Origin of the sequence: Tepidiphilus baoligensis (genome assembly GCF_012911495.1) — a bacterium.
Classification (GTDB): domain Bacteria; phylum Pseudomonadota; class Gammaproteobacteria; order Burkholderiales; family Rhodocyclaceae; genus Tepidiphilus; species Tepidiphilus olei.
In genome coordinates this window covers 103,885-121,157 of the sequence record NZ_JAAAUB010000002.1, presented here as the reverse complement: position 1 = coordinate 121,157, position 17,273 = coordinate 103,885, and the positions used below count along the sequence as shown (strand labels likewise).

General features: G+C 64.5%; 14 protein-coding genes. 8 read left to right on the top strand and 6 right to left on the bottom strand.

Features of this window, described 5'->3' with window-relative positions:
* Window positions 1-3: 3 nt before the first annotated feature.
* From GV368_RS02365 to GV368_RS02355, 3 genes are read left to right on the top strand one after another with little or no spacing between them, the layout of a single operon-like run.
* Entirely contained in the window at window positions 4-1,173 is a 1,170-nt protein-coding gene (locus tag GV368_RS02365; protein ID WP_169115170.1) for an acyl-CoA dehydrogenase family protein, read from the top strand.
* A 12-nt stretch (window positions 1,174-1,185) separates the two neighbouring features.
* On the top strand, window positions 1,186-2,364 hold the full coding sequence (locus GV368_RS02360; protein ID WP_169115168.1) for a CaiB/BaiF CoA transferase family protein: 1,179 nt from the start codon (window positions 1,186-1,188) through the stop codon (window positions 2,362-2,364).
* A 9-nt stretch (window positions 2,365-2,373) separates the two neighbouring features.
* Window positions 2,374-3,735 (top strand): MmgE/PrpD family protein, encoded by a 1,362-nt coding sequence (locus GV368_RS02355; protein ID WP_169115166.1) that lies wholly within the window; start codon window positions 2,374-2,376, stop codon window positions 3,733-3,735.
* Between the two features lie 190 nt (window positions 3,736-3,925).
* Here the strand turns inward: GV368_RS02355 and GV368_RS02350 are convergent, their stop codons facing one another.
* The 4 genes from GV368_RS02350 to GV368_RS02335 are packed head-to-tail and all read right to left on the bottom strand — an operon-like array spanning window position 3,926 to window position 8,135.
* Window positions 3,926-5,059: an FAD-dependent monooxygenase gene (locus GV368_RS02350; protein WP_169115164.1), complete on the bottom strand. Its 1,134-nt coding sequence runs from the start codon at window positions 5,057-5,059 to the stop codon at window positions 3,926-3,928.
* Window positions 5,060-5,075: 16 nt separating this feature from the next.
* A complete protein-coding gene (locus GV368_RS02345) occupies window positions 5,076-6,425 on the bottom strand; it encodes an aminopeptidase P N-terminal domain-containing protein (RefSeq protein WP_169115162.1) in 1,350 nt (449 codons plus the stop codon).
* The gene (murU, locus tag GV368_RS02340) at window positions 6,422-7,126 is read right to left on the bottom strand and encodes an N-acetylmuramate alpha-1-phosphate uridylyltransferase MurU (protein WP_169115321.1); all 705 of its coding nucleotides are present in this window, start codon (window positions 7,124-7,126) and stop codon (window positions 6,422-6,424) included. The genes GV368_RS02345 and murU overlap by 4 nt, the downstream gene beginning before the upstream one ends.
* A 13-nt stretch (window positions 7,127-7,139) precedes the next feature.
* The gene (locus tag GV368_RS02335; protein ID WP_169115160.1) at window positions 7,140-8,135 is read right to left on the bottom strand and encodes an aminoglycoside phosphotransferase family protein; all 996 of its coding nucleotides are present in this window, start codon (window positions 8,133-8,135) and stop codon (window positions 7,140-7,142) included.
* Window positions 8,136-8,218: 83 nt separating this feature from the next.
* Between GV368_RS02335 and lptD the strand changes: the two genes are divergently transcribed.
* The 4 genes from lptD to rsmA are packed head-to-tail and all read left to right on the top strand — an operon-like array spanning window position 8,219 to window position 13,717.
* Window positions 8,219-10,891 carry an LPS assembly protein LptD gene (lptD, locus tag GV368_RS02330; protein WP_206673214.1) on the top strand — a complete coding sequence of 891 codons (2,673 nt, stop codon included), beginning with the start codon at window positions 8,219-8,221 and terminating at the stop codon, window positions 10,889-10,891.
* 56 nt (window positions 10,892-10,947) lie between these two features.
* Window positions 10,948-11,943, top strand: coding sequence for a peptidylprolyl isomerase (locus GV368_RS02325; RefSeq protein WP_169115158.1), 996 nt, complete (start codon window positions 10,948-10,950; stop codon window positions 11,941-11,943).
* Entirely contained in the window at window positions 11,940-12,917 is a 978-nt protein-coding gene (gene pdxA, locus GV368_RS02320; protein WP_169115156.1) for a 4-hydroxythreonine-4-phosphate dehydrogenase PdxA, read from the top strand. The genes GV368_RS02325 and pdxA overlap by 4 nt, the downstream gene beginning before the upstream one ends.
* On the top strand, window positions 12,914-13,717 hold the full coding sequence (gene rsmA, locus GV368_RS02315; protein ID WP_328514220.1) for a 16S rRNA (adenine(1518)-N(6)/adenine(1519)-N(6))-dimethyltransferase RsmA: 804 nt from the start codon (window positions 12,914-12,916) through the stop codon (window positions 13,715-13,717). The genes pdxA and rsmA overlap by 4 nt, the downstream gene beginning before the upstream one ends.
* 3 nt (window positions 13,718-13,720) lie before the next feature.
* On the opposite strand, the gene GV368_RS02310 is transcribed toward rsmA, so the two are convergent.
* A complete protein-coding gene (locus GV368_RS02310) occupies window positions 13,721-13,933 on the bottom strand; it encodes a YgaP family membrane protein (protein WP_169115154.1) in 213 nt (70 codons plus the stop codon).
* A 76-nt stretch (window positions 13,934-14,009) separates the two neighbouring features.
* On the opposite strand from GV368_RS02310, the gene rmuC reads away from it, so the two are divergent.
* The gene (gene rmuC, locus GV368_RS02305; protein ID WP_169115152.1) at window positions 14,010-15,482 is read left to right on the top strand and encodes a DNA recombination protein RmuC; all 1,473 of its coding nucleotides are present in this window, start codon (window positions 14,010-14,012) and stop codon (window positions 15,480-15,482) included.
* A gap of 48 nt (window positions 15,483-15,530) precedes the next feature.
* Here the strand turns inward: rmuC and GV368_RS02300 are convergent, their stop codons facing one another.
* Window positions 15,531-17,273 (bottom strand): cation acetate symporter, encoded by a 1,743-nt coding sequence (locus GV368_RS02300; protein WP_206673213.1) that lies wholly within the window; start codon window positions 17,271-17,273, stop codon window positions 15,531-15,533.

Genomic DNA, 17,273 nt, shown 5'->3' with positions numbered 1-17,273 from the left:
AAGATGAACGAACTCGATCGAGCCGATGATCCTTACCGCGACATTCGCGACGGCGTGCGGGCCGTATGTGCCCAGTTTTCCCCTGAATACTTCCGCGCGCACGACGAGGCGCGCACCTATCCGGAAGAATTCGTCGACGCCCTCACTCGGGCCGGCTGGCTCGCCGCGCTCATCCCTCAGGAATATGGCGGAGCCGGGTTGGGGCTGGCCGAGGCCTCGGTGATCATGGAAGAGATCAACCGCTGCGGCGGCAATGCCGGGCACTGCCACGGACAGATGTACAACATGGGCACGCTGGTGCGCCATGGCTCGGAGGAGCAGAAACGGCGCTATCTTCCCAAGATCGCTTCCGGCGAACTGCGCCTGCAGTCGATGGCGGTGACCGAACCCACCACCGGCAGCGACACCACCAAGATCAAGACGACCGCCGTAAAAAAAGGCGACCGCTACGTGGTCAATGGCCAGAAAGTGTGGATCTCGCGTGTGCAGCACTCCGATCTGATGATCCTGCTCGCGCGTACCACACCCGTCACCGAAGTGAAGAAGAAGTCCGAGGGTATGTCGATCTTCCTCGTCGATCTGCACCAGGCGATCGGGCACGGCCTCACCGTGCGGCCGATCCGCAATATGGTCAATCACGAGACGAACGAGCTCTTCTTCGACAATCTGGAGATCCCGGCCGAGAACCTCATCGGCGAGGAAGGCAAGGGCTTCAAATACATCCTCGACGGCTTGAACGCCGAACGCACCCTGATTGCGGCCGAGTGCATCGGCGACGGCTACTGGTTCATCGACAAGGCACGGCGCTATGCGGCCGAACGTGTGGTCTTCGACCGGCCCATCGGCAAGAACCAAGGGGTGCAATTTCCCATCGCCGAGTGCTACATCGAGATCGAGGCGGCGAACCTCATGCGCTTTCGCGCCTGCGCCTTGTTCGACGCGCACGAGCCTTGCGGCGCCGAAGCCAATATGGCGAAGTATCTGGCGGCCAAAGCCTCGTGGGAGGCGGCCAACGTCTGCCTGCAGACGCACGGCGGGTTCGGTTTTGCCGCCGAATACGACGTCGAACGCAAGTTCCGCGAGACGCGCCTCTATCAAGTGGCGCCGATCTCGACCAATCTGATCCTCTCTTACGTGGCCGAGCACGTGCTCGGACTACCGCGTTCTTTCTGAAGGGGGGTCGTGATGCGGCCACTCGAAGGCATTACCGTCGTCACGTTGGAGCACGCCATCGCCGCCCCGTTTTGCACCCGGCAACTCGCCGATCTCGGTGCGCGGGTCATCAAGATCGAACGCCCCGGCGTGGGCGACTTCGCCCGGGCTTACGACGAGCGGGTGCGGGGGATGTCCTCGCACTTCGTGTGGACCAACCGTTCCAAGGAAAGCCTCACCCTCGATCTCAAGCATCCCGAGGCGAAACCGGTACTCGATCGGCTGCTCGAGCGCGCCGACGTGCTGGTGCAAAATCTCGCCCCCGGAGCGGCGGCGCGTCTGGGATTGTCCTTTGCCGCGCTGCAACCGCGCTTTCCTCGCCTCATCGTGTGCGACATCTCCGGCTATGGCGCCGAGGGTCCTTACCGCGACAAGAAAGCCTACGATTTGCTCATTCAGAGTGAATCGGGGTTCCTGTCCGTGACCGGCACTGCGGAGCAACCGGCGAAAGCGGGCTGTTCGATCGCCGACATCTCCGCCGGCATGTACGCCTATAGCGCCATCTTGGCCGCCCTCTACGAGCGCGAACGCACGGGCAAGGGGAAGGCGATCGAGATCTCGATGTTCGAGACCATGGTCGAGTGGATGGGATTTCCCCTCTACTATGCTTTCGACGGCGCCCCACCGCCGCCGCGCACCGGCGCTTTCCATGCCTCGATTTTCCCGTATGGCCCTTTCCGTGCCGGCGACGGACGCACGGTGATGTTGGGCATTCAGAACGAGCGGGAATGGGTGAAGTTTTGCGAGCTCGTCCTTGGTCGGCCGGAGCTTGCAAACGATTCGCGCTTCTCCTCGAATTCCAAGCGCAGCGCGGCGCGCGCCGAGCTCACTGCCATCATCGAGAACGTTTTCGCCGGTTTGAGCGCCGAGCAGGTGATTGAGAAGCTCGAAGCCGCGCAGATCGCCAACGCCCAGATGAACACCATGCACGACGTCTGGCGTCATCCCCAGCTCGAGGCGCGCCGCCGCTGGGTGGAGATCGATTCTCCCGTTGGGACCTTGCCGGCGCTCTTGCCGCCCACGGCGCGCACGCCGCAGGAAGTGCGCATGGATCCGGTGCCGGCGCTGGGGGAGCATACGGAAGCCTTGTTGGGTGAATTGGGGTTCGATGCACCGGCGATCGCCCGGCTGCGCGAACACGAGGTGATTTGACGCGGGGAAATGACGATGGATGCGCATCCGAGCAAGACTCTGGCCGAGTTCGCGGCCACCCTCGAACCCAAGGCGATCCCGGAAACGGTGCTGCGCCGGGCCGAAGAGCTCTTCGTCGACTGGTTCGGCTCGGCGCTCGCCGGCAAGGGCGCCCGCCCGGTCGAGGCGATCGAATCCTTGGCACGAGAGATGGGGCCCGAAGCAGGGGAGGCCGAAGTGCTGATCTCGCGCCGCGGCACCAGCCCCTATTTCGCCGCCATGGTCAATGCCGCGGCGTCGCATTATGCCGAACAGGATGACGTGCACAATGGCTCGGTGTTCCATCCGGCAGCGGTGGTGTTTCCTCCGGCGCTTGCCTTGGCCCAAAGCTTGGGGCGCAGCGGCGAGGAATTTCTCACCGCGGTGGCGGCAGGCTATGAGGTGGGGATCCGCGTCGGCGAGTTCCTCGGCCGATCGCACTACAAGATTTTTCATACGACCGGAACGGCCGGTACGCTCGCCGCGGCGGCCGCGGCCGGTAGGCTCCTGCGCCTCACCCCTACTCAGATGCTGGATGCCTTCGGCTCGGCCGGTACCCAGGCCGCCGGCTTGTGGGAGTTCCTGCGCGATGCCGCCGACTCCAAGCAACTGCATACGGCGCATGCGGCCTCAGCCGGCTTGGCCGCTGCCCTGCTCGCGGCCAAGGGATTTACCGGCGCGAAACACGTTCTCGAAGGACCACAGGGAATGGGCGCCGGCATGTCGCGCGATGCCGACCCCTCTCGCCTCACCGATCGGCTCGGCAGCCGTTGGGCCTTGGCCGAGACCTCGTTCAAATACCACGCTTCCTGCCGCCACACGCACCCGGCGGCCGATGCGCTGCTGCACGTGATGCGGCAACATGGCCTCGAGGCCGAAGATATCGCGCGAGTGCGCGCCTACGTGCATCAGGCGGCGATCGACGTCCTGGGGCCAGTGGTCGAGCCGCAGACGGTGCATCAGGCGAAATTCTCCATGGGGACGGTCCTCGGACTCATCGCGGTGTTCGGTCGTGCCGGGCTGCAGGAGTTCGAGACCGCTTTCCGCGATCCGCGCGTCGTCGCCTTCCGTGGCAAGGTGGACATGGTGCTCGACCCGGAGGTCGACTCGGCCTACCCTCAGCGCTGGATCGGCAAAGTCGTCATCGAGACCGTCGATGGACGAACTTTGAGCGGTCGCGTCGATGAACCCAAGGGCGATCCCGGCAATACCTTGTCGCGGACCGAGATCGAGGAAAAATTCCGCCGGCTGACCGAGTATGGCAAGGCCGCCACGGGCGAGGAGGTCGATCGCCTGCTGCCGCGGCTGTGGGCCATCGCCCAGGCGCCACGCGTGGCTCGATTCTGGGAGTGAGGTCGATGAAGCTCGCCCGTACCTACCTCTTCGTTCCCGGCAATCGGCCAGAGCGTTTCTCCAAGGCGCTGTCGGCGGGTGCCGACGTCGTGATCCTGGACATCGAGCCTACTCTCGCAGCCCGCGGTGAGCGCCGTGATCTTGCCAAGGCGGAGCGGAGCCATCGAATGGTCGATCGGCCTACGAATGATCATCGCCACCCGAACATCATCTGCCGCGCGAAGCGCGCCTTGAGCGGCAGGCAGGCATCGAGCGCGAGCAGGGCGGCGCCGCGCGCAAGCGGCAGTAGGCCTTCCTGGGGCAGGAATCCGCGCACGAAGCCGTCGGTGAGGCCGATGGTGAGCCGTCGATCGGGGGCGCGGCGCCGGGCGTAGCGCTCGAGCGTCCAGGCGCTGCCGGGATCATCGGCCTCGCGCAGCAGCTCCACCAGGGTGGCTAGGTCGCGCGCGGCGAGATTGAACCCCTGTCCTGCGACCGGGTGCAGGGTCTGCGCCGCGTTGCCCAACCAGACCGTACGCTCGGCCACCGGTCGGCGGCGCCAGCGCAGCACCAAAGGATAGGCGGCGCGGCCGTGGATTTCGCTCAGGCGCCAGCGGTTGCCGAAAGTGTGTTCCAGACGTGCCAAGTAGTCGGCGTCGGGCTGCGCCAGGGCGCGTTCGGCTTCGCCATGCGGCATCACGTGGACGAAGGTCCATTGGCCGTGATCGGGTAGGAGCGCCGCGGGTCCTTGGGAAGTGAAGCGCTCGACGGCAGTCTCCGGCGCGAGCCCCTCGGCGTGCACCCAGCCGATGAGGGCGCTCTGGCCATAGTCGTGGGAGACGACCCCTTCGGCCTCGGCCGGAAGCCGTCCCTCGGCGCGGGCGCAGAGCCGGGCATGGAAGGCTCCTTTGGGCGTGCGCAGGGCGATGCGCTCGCTCTGTGCTTCTGCCGACTCGACCGGAGTCTCGTCGAGCACGGCGATGCCGCGGGTTTGTGCCGCCTCGAGCAGGGCAGTGATGAGATCCGACGCGCGCACGACCGCGCCGAAGAGGGGAACTCCCAGGGTGTGCGCCTCCAGGCGCACGCGACCGAAACCTCGCTGCGAGACGTGGATCGTGCGGATCGGCGTGGCCGGGAGCCGCTCGGCGATCTGCAACCGCTCGAACTGGCGCCAGGTGCCGAGCGAGAGCGCCAGCACCCGGGCATCATCGGTGAGCCTCGCGAGTGGCCGGGCATCGAAAACGACGGATTCGCGTCCGAGCTCGTGTAGCCACAGGGCGAGGGTCAGCCCCACGGGGCCGGCACCGACGATGGCGACTTCGGGGGCAGAGGAGGAATGGGGCATGGTGATCGTCCTCGGGTCAAGCCGCTTCGTGCTGCATCAGCGCTTCGATCGCCTCGGGCGCAACCGGCACGTCGCGTGTGAGTAGCCGACAGCCTTCTTCGGTCACGAGGGCGTCGTCCTCGATGCGGATGCCGAGGTTCCAGAAGTCGCGCGGTACGTCGTCGGCCTCTGGCACGTAGAGCCCTGGTTCGACGGTGAGCACCATGCCGGGCACGAGCGTGACCGGCTGGCCGTGCTCATGCGTGGGCCCGGCGTCGTGTACGTCCAGACCCAGCCAGTGACCGGTGCGGTGCATGTAGAAGCGCTTGTAGGTCTGCCGTTCGAGCGCTTCGTCGAACGTGCCGGAGAGGAGCCCCAGGTCGAGCAACCCCTGGACGAGCACGCGCACCGCCGCCTGGTGGGGTTCGTCGAAGGTGGCGCCGGGGCGGATCGCGGCGATCGCCGCCTCCTGCGCCGCGAGCACGAGGTCGTAGAGTAGGCGCTGCGGCGGGCGGAATCGCCCATCCACGGGGAAAGTGCGAGTGATGTCCGATGCGTAACCGTCGTATTCGCAGCCCGCGTCGATGAGCACGAGATCCCCTGCCTTCAAGCGCGAACGATTGTCGGTGTAGTGCAGGATGCAGGCATTGGCGCCGCCGGCGACGATGGAGGGGTAGGAGGGGCCTTGGGCGCCGTGGCGGCGGAATTCGGCGATCACTTCCGCTTCCAGCGTGTATTCATGCACGCCGGGGCGGCAGACGCGCATGGCGCGGCGGTGGGCATGGGCGGCGATGCTCGCACTGCGCTGCATCAGGTCGAGCTCGAAGGCATCCTTTACGCGGCGCATGCGTCCGATGAGCGCACGGGCGTCGTGCAGCGTGGCAGGCGCCGGTGGGCCGAGGCGGGCCTTGGCACGCAAATTCGGTAGCAGCCGCCGCAGACGGGCGTCGATCTCCTCGTTCTCCGCGAGCGGCAGCCACAGCGCCGGCGCGCCGGCGAGAAGTTCCGGCAGCTTCGTGTCGAGCTCGGCGAGCGGGAAAGCCGCTTCCAACCCCAATGCCTGGGGGGCGGCGGCCACGCCCAGACGACGCCCTTCCCACAACTCTTTTTCCGGGTCGCGGTCGCGGCAAAAAAGCACGCTGCGCGGTTCTTCGTAGGTACGCAGCAACAGCCAGGCGTCTGGTTCGATGTAGCCGGTGAGGTAGTAGAAATCGCTGTCGAAGCGGTAAGGATAGGTGGTGCCGCCGTTGCGGATGCGCTCGGGGGCCGTGGGCAAGAGCAACGCACCGCCGCCAGCGCCTTCGAGTTGATGCAAGAGGCTCGCACGGCGCTTGGCGAAGGCACTCAGGTCTTCGTGGTAACGGCCGACGGGAAAATCGGGGTTCATTCGTTCTCCTCGGGTGCTGCCGACAACTGGCGGCACAGGGCGTGCAATCGTTCGGGGGTGCCGACGTCGACCCACAGGCCATCGTAGCGCTCCCCGCTCACCTTGCCCTCTTGCATCGCTGCGCGCAAGAGCGGCGCGAGCGGTGCGCGCATTCCGGCAGGCAGCGGCCGGAAGAACTCCGCGCGGTAAAGACCGATACCGGCAAACGTGAGCGGTTCGCCGTGTGCCTCCTTGGCATCAGGATACACCAAGGCATTTGCTCCCAGGGCAAAGTCTCCTTGGGGGTGGTGTACCGGATTGGGGACGAGCAGAAGATGTGCGAGGAACCCGGCTTCTAGCCGGCGCCGGGCGCGGCATACGAAAGCGGCCACGTCGAGCGGGCAGTAGACGTCGGCATTGACGACGAGAAACGACTCGGCATCGAGCAGCGCCAACGCCTGGCGCACCCCTCCGGCCGTCTCCAGGCCCGGCGCCGGCTCGGGGCTGAAGCGCAATGGCGGGGGTCCTTCGCGCCGCGCGAGGTGCGCAACGATCCGCTCGCCGAGCCAGCAGGGATTGACCACGGCGCAGCGGCAGCCCGCGGCGGCGAGCCGGTCGAGCCAGTGGTCGATGAGCGTTTTCCCGCCCACCTCCACCAGCGGCTTGGGGCAGGTGTCGGTGAGAGGGCGCAGGCGCTCACCGCGTCCGGCGGCGAGCACCATCGCCACGAATCCCTCAGAAGGTGTACCCAACGGCCAGATCCTCGGGATGCAAGCGCTCCAGCAATCGGCGCAAGGGGGCGAGTTCCCCGTAGCGGCGGCTCGCCAGCAGCAAATGACGGCGCACGCGCGGCAGGTCTTCGAGGTAGCGCGTCTTGCCGTCGCGATGTGCGAGCCGGGCGAAGATGCCCAGCACCTTGAGGTGACGCTGTACGCCCATCCATTCGTAGTCGGTATAAAAGGACTCGAACTCGGCGTGGATCGGCAGCCCCAGGCGCTTGGCCACCTGCCAGTAGCGTACCAGCAGGTCGAGCGCGAATTCTTCGGTCAGATCGACGTAGGCGTCCTTGAAGAGCGAGACCGCGTCGTACGTGATCGGACCCCAGACCGCATCCTGAAAATCGAGTACGCCCGGACCGCGACCTTCGTCGAGCAGCATCAAGTTGCGGCCGTGGTAGTCGCGATGCACGAAGACCCGCGGTTGCGCGAGCGCCCGTTCCACCAGCACCGCGAAGAGGCGCTCGAGCATTTCTTCTTCGCTCGGCGTGAGGGTCACGCCCAGATGGCGACGCACGTACCATTCGGGAAAGAGGCGCAGCTCGGTGAGCAGTTTTTCCCGATCATATTCCGGCAGCCAATCGGGGCGCGGCAGGGCCTGCAGGGTGGCCAGCGTTCCCAGGGCCTGGGCGTAGCGCTCGTGGGCGGATTCCGGGGAAACGTTGCCGGCGTAGGGGCGGTCGCCGAAATCTTCCATGAGAACGAAGCCTTCGGCCGCGTCGACCGCCTCCACGCGCGGCACGGCGATGCCGGCCTCGTAGAGTAGCCTCTGCACGGCGAGCCACTGGCCGATAGGCTCCTTGTCGGGCGGAGCGTCCATGACGATGCGCGTACCACCGTCGGGCAGGACGACGCGCCAGTAGCGGCGAAAGCTGGCGTCGGCGCTCGCCGGACGGGGTTCGGCAGCGATGCCGAGATCGGCGAGCCAATGGCGCAGGCGCGCGAAGCGATCCATGAGGGCGAGTTCCTTGCGGTACAATGGCGGACGATTTTAACAAAGCCGAGGCTGTGTGCCCGTGACTTCGGGGGAGTCGAATTTTGCGTGACGGGGAAAATTTTGGTTTGCTTGCCTGGGCGGCGGTGTTCCTGGCCTGGAGCCTGCCGTGCGCTCGAGCGATCGCCCAACCCTTGTCGCCTTTACCGGTGAAACCGGAGCTCCTTGGCCTGCCACCGGCGCCCAAGCCCGTCCTCGTCGCACCAACTTCGCCTACGGCGACGCCCTCTGGAGCCTCGGTCACCGTCGTTCCTTCGCCAACGGAAGGAACCGCTCAGCCTTTACCGCCGGCAAGCGCGCCGCGACCCTCGGCGTCGCAGCAAGATTCGCCGACACCGCCGCCCCCTGTTCCCCTTTCCGCCACGGTCGAGCCCGAACCCGCATCGGAGGACGCTGCGCCGCGCACCCCGACTCCTCCTTCCGCCTCGCCCCAAACGTCATCGAGCCCCGCGCCGGCTTCTTTGCCCGCGGCGCAGCCCGGTGCGACGTCCAGCACACAGCAAGCGTCTCGTATCCGCCTTTCTGCCGAGGCGGTGAGTGGCACCGAAACCTCCCTCCTACCTCAGGGGACGATCGTCGAAGCCGACGAGATCCGCGGCGAGCGAGGGGTTGCCGTCGAAGCCATAGGTAATGCTGAAATCATACGAGACAGCCTTCGCATCCGAGGGGATCGCTTGCGCTTCGACGAGCTCACCGATGAGGCGAGCGGCGAGGGACGAGTCGTCATCCAGGACACGGCCAAGGGCTTCCAGGTCGAGGGACCGCGGGGGCGTCTCTATGTCACGGCCAAAGAGGGCGAGATCGAGCAGCCGGTCTATCGCTACGATCCACCGGAGCACGTCAAGGATCAGAGCCGCGCGGGTCACGGTCAAGGGCAGAAGCTCTTCTTCGAAGGGGAAAACCAGTATCGCCTGCTCAGGGGCACCTGGACGAGCTGTCCTGCCCCGGATCCGGCCTGGTACGTCAAAGCCGATGAGCTAAAGCTCGACTATGACCGAAACCAGGGGCAGGCAAGGAACATGTCGCTCGTTCTGCACGGAGTGCCGATCCTGGCTGCGCCTTACGCCGAATTTCCGCTGAGCAAAGAGCGAAAGTCTGGTTTCCTTACGCCAACCGCGGGGATGTCCACCCAGTCCGGATTCGACGTGGCGGTTCCGTATTACTTCAACTTGGCCCCGAATTACGACGCCACCCTGACGACGCGCCTGATGGCCAAGCGTGGGGTACAACTGGGGGGGGAATACCGCTACCTCACCCCGAGCTATCAGGGGCAGCTGCGTGGGGAATTCCTGCCCAGCGACCGCCAGGCCGATCGTAACCGTGCGTTGGGCTCCCTGCAGCATCAACAATCGATTTCCCCCAGCTGGTCGTATTCACTAGACCTCAACGCCGTCAGCGACAAAAACTATTTTCGTGATCTGAGCAGTCGCATCGAACTATCTTCGATCTCGCACCTGGTTCGCAAGGGGCGCCTCAATTACTACAATCCGGCAGGTTGGGGTGGATCGCTGTTGATGCAGGAATACCAGACGGTCGACCGAGACGTCACCGAGCCTTACCGCCGTTTGCCTCAGCTGACTTTGTGGCACCGTCCGATCGATCTTCCCGGCGGCCTTCAGCTCGATTTGGGCGGGCACTATACTGAATTCCGGCATGATCAGGCCGGTTCGCCCGGTCTCTATGGCATGAACTGGGTCGATGGGAGCCGGTTCGTGCTCGCTCCGAGTCTTTCCCTGCCGATCTACCGCAGCTGGTGGCATTTCGAGCCCAGGGTTCAATGGCATTACAGCCGCTACGACCTGGATCAGGCAGCCATCGAACAGGGAAGGACCCAGATCACCCGCAGCATCCCCATCACCTCGCTCGACATGGGGCTCGCTTTCGAGCGTGACGCGGCCTTCTTCGGCCGGGATTGGTTACAGACCCTCGAGCCGCGTCTTTTTTACGTGAACACTCCTTATCGGCGGCAGTCGGACATCCCCTTGTTCGATTCGAGCCGTTTCGGCTACGGATTTGCCCAGATTTTCTACCCCAACCGCTACGTCGGGGACGATCGGATTTCCGATGCCGACCAGATCACTTTTGCCGTCACGTCGCGTTTGCTCGAATCCGAAACCGGTTGGGAACGCCTGCGCGTTACTTTGGGTCAACGTTATTATTTCGAAACGCCTCGAGTGCTGATGCCCTATGAGAGCCCCATTCTCGATCGACGAACCGACGTGCTCGGTGAAGCCGATGTACACCTGACCCGACAGATGCAGTTCAAAACCTTCTGGCAATATAACCCCAACGAGAACCAGACGCAGCGCCTGAATACGGGCGTGCGCTACCAACCAGGTTTTGCCCGGGTGCTCAATCTCGACTACCGTTATACTCGAGATCTCCTCGAAGACGTGGGCATAGGCGTGCAGTGGCCGCTGGCCAAACGATGGGTCGGAGTGGCGCGCATGAGCCGCTCTTTGCTCGAAGAGCGCCTCACCGAGGCCATCGTGGGGTTGGAGTATGACGGCGGCTGCTGGGTGCTGCGCACCGCCTTCCACCGTTATGCCTTGTCTGCTGATGACGAGAACACGGCATTTTTCGTGCAACTCGAACTCAATGGATTGGGTAGCCTCGGTTCCAGCCCAGAAACGCTATTGCGCCGCTCGGTTCCCGGGTACGGCAAGATTCAACCAACCGCCACCAGCACGATGCTCGGAACCGAAGGGGGGATGTGATGGGTATCTCGATTGGCCAACTGTGCAGCCACATGGCTTGGTTGCGTGGTGCTTGCATGATTGCACAACGACGCCCAAGGGGGCTGCGTGGGCTATTGCCCTTTCTTCTGGTGTTCTGGATGTGGCCGGCCTCCGCGCTCGAGCTGACCCGGGTCGTGGCCGTGGTCAACAACGAGCCCATCACGTCTACCGAATTGAACCAATACCTCGTCCGCGCTCAGAATCAAGTGGCCAAACAGGGCCTGCAGATCTCCGAATCCGACTTGCGCCAGCAAGTGCTCGAACAGATGATTTTGGAGAAACTGCAACTGCAGGTAGCCAAACGCATGGGGATCTCCGTCGATGATGCGGCCGTTTCCCGGGCAATCGAGGACATCGCCCAGCGCAATGCCCTCACTTTGGATACCTTGGAACAGGCACTCGCCGCCGACGGGATCAGTTTCGATCAGTTTCGCGAGCAGATTCGCCGCGAAATGACCATCGCTCGGCTGCGTGAGCGAGAGATGGAGGGGCGGGTGACGGTGTCGGATACCGAGGTCGACCACTTTCTGGCCAACAACCCCGATCTGATGCGCCGCATCGAGGCGGAAGCAGGCAATGTGATCCAGACCCGCGTACGCCACATCCTGATCCGTACCAACCAGGCCACCAACGACGAATCGGCTCGAGCACGGCTCCTTGCATTGCGCGAACGCATTCTCAATGGAGTAGACTTCGCCGAGCTTGCCCGGGCCAATTCCGACGACGGCTCCGCCTTCAAGGGAGGAGATCTCGGCTGGATCAACCCGGGCGATACCGTGCCTGCCTTCGAGGAAGCGATGAACCGACTCGAACCGGGCGAGATTTCCCAACCGGTGAAAACCCCCTTCGGCTGGCACCTGATCCAGGTTTTGGAGCGCCGTCCGCTCACTGCCTCCGAAGACTATCGCCGTAACTACGCCAGGCAGATCCTACGTCGCCAAAAACTCGAGCAGGCCTACAATGCTTGGTTGCAAACCATTCGCGCCGAGGCCTTCGTCGAAATCCGTCGCGACGCACTGGAGGGAACATGAAACCGATCGCCCTCACCACAGGCGAACCTGCTGGGGTCGGTCCCGAGCTCTGCGCCCGGCTTGCCGACCGTCTGTGGCCCGCGCCGCTCGTGCTGATCGGCGATCGGGAATTGCTGCGCCAACGCGGTGCGCCGCCGCTGCCCGAATTCGATCCCGCCGATCCTGCGCCCTTGTCGGTACGCCATGTCCCGCTGCGCGCCCCTTCCAAGCCCGGTTGCCTCGAACCGGCCAACGCGCCTTACGTGCTCGAAGTGCTCGACACGGCGATCGACGGCGTGCTCGAAGGCACCTTCGCCGCGATCGTCACGGCGCCGATCCAAAAAAGCCTCATCGCCGATTCGGGGCGCACCTTCACCGGACATACCGAGTATCTTGCCGAGCGTAGCGGCACGCCGCTCGTAGTGATGATGCTCGTGGGTGCGGGGTTGCGCGTCGCGCTGGTCACCACCCATTTGCCCTTGGCCGAAGTGCCTGCCGCCGTCACGCCGCAGCGGCTCGAAGCCGTGCTACGCATCCTCCATCGGGATCTGCAGCGCCGTTTCGGCATCCCCCGGCCGCGCATCCTCGTGGCCGGCCTCAACCCGCACGCCGGCGAGAGCGGCCATATCGGACGGGAAGAAATCGAAGTCATTACTCCCGTGCTCGAGCGGTTGCGCGCCGAGGGGATGACCCTGGTCGGCCCTCTGCCGGCCGATACGCTCTTTACGCCCCGAGTGATTGCCGGCAGTGACGCCCAGCTCGTCATGTACCATGACCAGGGCTTGCCGGTGATCAAGTACGCCAGTTTCGGCAACGGCGTCAATGTCACCCTCGGTTTGCCCTTCATCCGCACTTCGGTCGATCACGGCACGGCCCTCGATCTGGCCGGCACCGGGCGCGCCGATCCGGGCAGCCTCTTCGAGGCGGTCACGCTCGCCTGTCTGCTTGCTTCCGTCGAGGAGCGTCTTGCCGCCCGGGGAGAAAGCGGCACGTGATCGCCGAAGTACAAGGCCACCGGGCGCGCAAGCGCTTCGGGCAGAATTTCCTGCGTGATCCCAACGTGATCCGGCGCATCGTCGTCACGATCGACCCGAAACCAGGCGAGCACCTCGTCGAGATCGGCCCCGGGCTCGGCGCACTCACCGAGCCGCTCATCGAAGCCGCCGGCCAGCTCACGGCCATCGAACTCGATCGCGATCTCGCCGCCCGCCTGCGGCAGCGCTTCCCCGCGGAGCGGCTGCGGCTCATCGAGGCCGACGCCTTGCGTTTCGATTTTGCCTCTCTGCCGGCCCCTTTGCGGGTGGTAGGGAATCTGCCATACAACGTGTCGACGCCGCTACTTTTTCACCTCGCGGACTACGCCGATCGCATCGCGGACATGACCTTCATGCTGCAGAAGGAAGTCGTGGAGCGCATGGCGGCCGCTCCGGACAGTGCTGCCTATGGGCGATTGTCGGTGATGTTGCAGCAGCGATTTGCCGTGCGCAAGTGTTTCGACGTGCCGCCGGGCGCATTCGTGCCCACGCCGAAAGTCACTTCCAGCATCGTGCGCCTCACTCCTTTGCCCGCGGGGACGCATACCCTCGAAGATCCCGAACGATTCTCCCGGCTGGTCGCCGCCGCCTTCAATCAGCGGCGCAAGACGTTACGCAACGCCTTGAAAGCGTCGATTCCGGATCCGGCCCTCTTCGTTCAGGCGGGGATCGATCCAAACGCCCGTGCGGAGACCCTCGCGGTCGAGGATTTCGTGCGGCTGGCAAACGTGCTCGCGCACGCGCCAGCCTCTGGGGCATGAGGCTCAGGAATTCTGGCCGGAGCCGGATTCCTTGGTCTTGCAGGTGTTGATGCCGAGCAGCGGATAGAGCGGGCACCAGCCGACGAGGCCGGTGACGAGCGGCAGCACGCCGATCCACGTCCAGGGCGTGCCGATGCCCATCAGGGCGAGCACGATCAACAATACGCCCACGACGATACGAACGATCTTGTCGACGCCTCCGACATTTGGTTTCATGGCGCTATTCCTCCTGGTTGATGGGGGATTCCGCATTTCATCTTAGCACTTTCACTCGATGCGAGGGGTCGATTCCATGGATTTTTTTCTTCTCATTCTCTTGGCGATGCTCATCGGCGTTGCGTCGTCCTTTTTCTGGGCGCGTTTATCGCTCTCGCCCCTGCGCTCCAGTTTCGAGCGTGAGCTCGCCCAACGGCAAGAAGCGGAACTGCGCTTGCAGAGCGAATTGCGCCAGCGCATCGAGTCCCTGGAGAGCGAGCGCCGCCTGCTGCACGAAGAAGTGGCGCAACTGCGCGGCGAGCTGACTCATCGCGCCGGCTTGGCAGAGCGCCTGGCCGAAACCAACCAGCGCCTCGCGGAAGTGCAAACCCGTTGGCAGCAAACCTTGGAAGAAAACCGGCGCCTGGCCGAACGTCAAGCGGCTCTGACCCAGGAACTCGAAGCCGAACGCCGGGCAGCGGCGGAGAAATTGCGCTTGCTCGAAGACACCCGTCAGCAGCTCACCGAGCAATTCAAGAACCTGGCCAACGAGATCCTCGAAGAGAAGTCTCGCCGCTTCACCGATCAAAATCAGGCGCAACTCGCCGGCTTGCTCGAACCGCTCAAGATGCGCCTGACCGAGTTTCAGCGCAAGGTCGAAGAAGCCTACGTCAATGAAGGCAAGGATCGCACGGCGCTCGCCGAGCAGGTGCGTCAGCTCATGGCGCTCAACCAGACCCTGAGCCGGGAGGCGCGGCAACTCACCGAGGCGCTCAAGGGGTCGAGCAAGACCCAGGGCACCTGGGGAGAGCTCGTGCTCGAACGCGTGCTGGAGGCTTCCGGTTTGCGCCGCGGCGAGGAGTACGAGGTGCAGGTGTCGCACACCGATGGCGAAGGACGCCGCCTACAACCCGACGTCGTGATCCGCCTGCCCGAGGGGCGGCACCTCGTCATCGACGCCAAAGTCTCCCTCAATGCCTATGAAGACTACACGGCCGCTACGGACGAGCATGCCCGCCAGGCGGCGCTCAAACGGCACCTCGATTCGGTGCGTACGCACATGAAAGGACTGTCGCAACGACGCTATGAAGAACTCTACGGCGTGGGGTCGCTCGACTTCGTGCTGCTCTTCGTACCGATCGAGCCGGCCTTCATGCTCGCCGTCACCCACGACCGGGACCTCTTCATGGACGCCTGGCAGCGCAACGTGCTGCTCGTGAGCCCTTCGACGCTGCTCTTCGTCGTGCGCACCGTGGCGCACCTCTGGCGTCAGGAGCAACAAAATCAAAACGCGCAGGAAATCGCCAAGCGCGGCGCCGAGCTCTACGACAAGCTCGCCGGGTTCGTCGCCGATTTGCAGGCGCTCGGGCAGCGCCTGGAGCAGGCGCGCAGCGAGTACGACAAGGCGATGGGCAAACTCGCCACCGGCAGGGGAAATCTCCTGCGTCGTGCCGAGTCGCTCAGGGAACTGGGGGTGAAACCGGGGAAGAACTTGCTGCCCGGTCTGCTTGATGACGATCCCGCGGGAGAGGACCCGTTGGCAGAGTCGGCGGGGAAATCCGAAACATGAAAAACCCCCGGCCGGAGCCGGGGGTGTAGGGGTTTTCTGATTGAACGATCAGTGGTCCGAAGCGGCCGCAGCGCCCAGGCCGGTTTCGGAGCGTACCCGTTGGGCAGCATAGGCCGCCCGCTCTTTCTTCGCCTGCTCGCTCTGGTCGAGCACCGAGAAGAGCCAGGTGCCGATGAAGCCGACCAGCATGGAGAAGAGCGCCGGCGAGGTATAGGGGAACCAAGCCGAACCCTTCGCATTGCCGAGCACGTCTTCCCACACCGCGGGTGAGACGACGGTGAGCCCCACCGAGGCGATCAGGCCGAGGAAGCCGCCGGTCACCGCCCCGCGCGTCGTGCAGTCTTTCCACAGCACCGAGAGTAGCAGTACCGGGAAGTTGGCCGAAGCCGCGACCGCGAAGGCGAGCGACACCATGAAGGCGACGTTCTGTTTCTCGAAGGCGATGCCGAGCAACACGGCCACGACGCCCAGGCACAGCGTGGCGATGCGCGAGACGCGCAGCTCGGAGGCCGAATCCGCCTTGCCTTCCTTGAAGAGCGTCGCATAGAGGTCGTGCGACACGGCCGAGGCGCCCGACAGCGTGAGTCCCGCCACCACCGCGAGGATGGTCGCGAACGCTACCGCCGACATGAATCCGAGGAAGACGTTGCCGCCCAGTGCGTTGGCCAGGTGGATCGCCGCCATGTTGCCGCCACCCTTGAGCGCGCCCTTGGCATCGAGGAAGGTCGGGTCTGTGAGCACGAAGATGATCGCGCCAAAGCCGATGATGAAGGTGAGGATGTAGAAATAGCCGATCCAGGTGGTGGCCCACAGCACGGATTTGCGGGCTTGCTTGGCATCGGGCACGGTGAAGAAACGCATCAGGATGTGGGGCAGGCCGGCTGTGCCGAACATCAACGCCATGCCAAAGGAGATCGCCGAGATCGGATCCTTGATGAAGTTGCCCGGCCCCATGATCGAGTGCCCGACGTTCTTCGCCACCTCCATCACGTCCTTGCCCTGTTCGGCCGCCGTGGCGACCACCTTGGGATCATTGAGGGCGAGGTTGGTCTTGATCTCCACCGCTTTGGCGAACATCGCCTCCAGGTTGAAACCGAAGTGGAAGAGCACGGCGAAGGCCATGAAAGAAGCACCCGCGAGCAGGAGACACGCCTTGATGATCTGCACCCAGGTGGTGGCGGTCATCCCGCCGAAGAGCACGTAGACCATCATCAGCACGCCGACGATCACCACCGCCATCCAGTAGTCCAGACCGAAGAGCAGCTTGATGAGCTGACCGGCACCGACCATCTGCGCGATGAGATAGAAGGCGACGACCACCAACGTACCGGCAGCGGCGAAGGTGCGGATCGGTCCTTGCTGAAAGCGGTAGCCGGCCACGTCGGCGAAGGTGAAACGACCGAGGTTGCGCAGCCGCTCGGCGAGCAGGAAGGTGATGATGGGCCAGCCGACCAGGAATCCGATCGAGTAGATCAGGCCATCGTAGCCGTTGGCCATGATCGCCGCCGAGATGCCGAGGAAGGAGGCCGCGGACATGTAGTCGCCGGCGATCGCCAGGCCGTTCTGGAAGCCGGTGACTCCGCCGCCGGCAGTGTAGAAGGCCGCTGCCGTTTTCGTGCGTCCCGCTGCCCATTTCGTGATCCACAGCGTCAGGCCGACGAAGGCCACGAACATGAGGATCGCGGTCCAGTTCGTTTCCTGCTTGACGGTTTGCCCCAGGTCGCCGCCAGCCGCGAAGGCGACCCCCGTGATCGCGAGTAGCGCCAGTGGGCCGCCGAGTTTCGTTGCCAT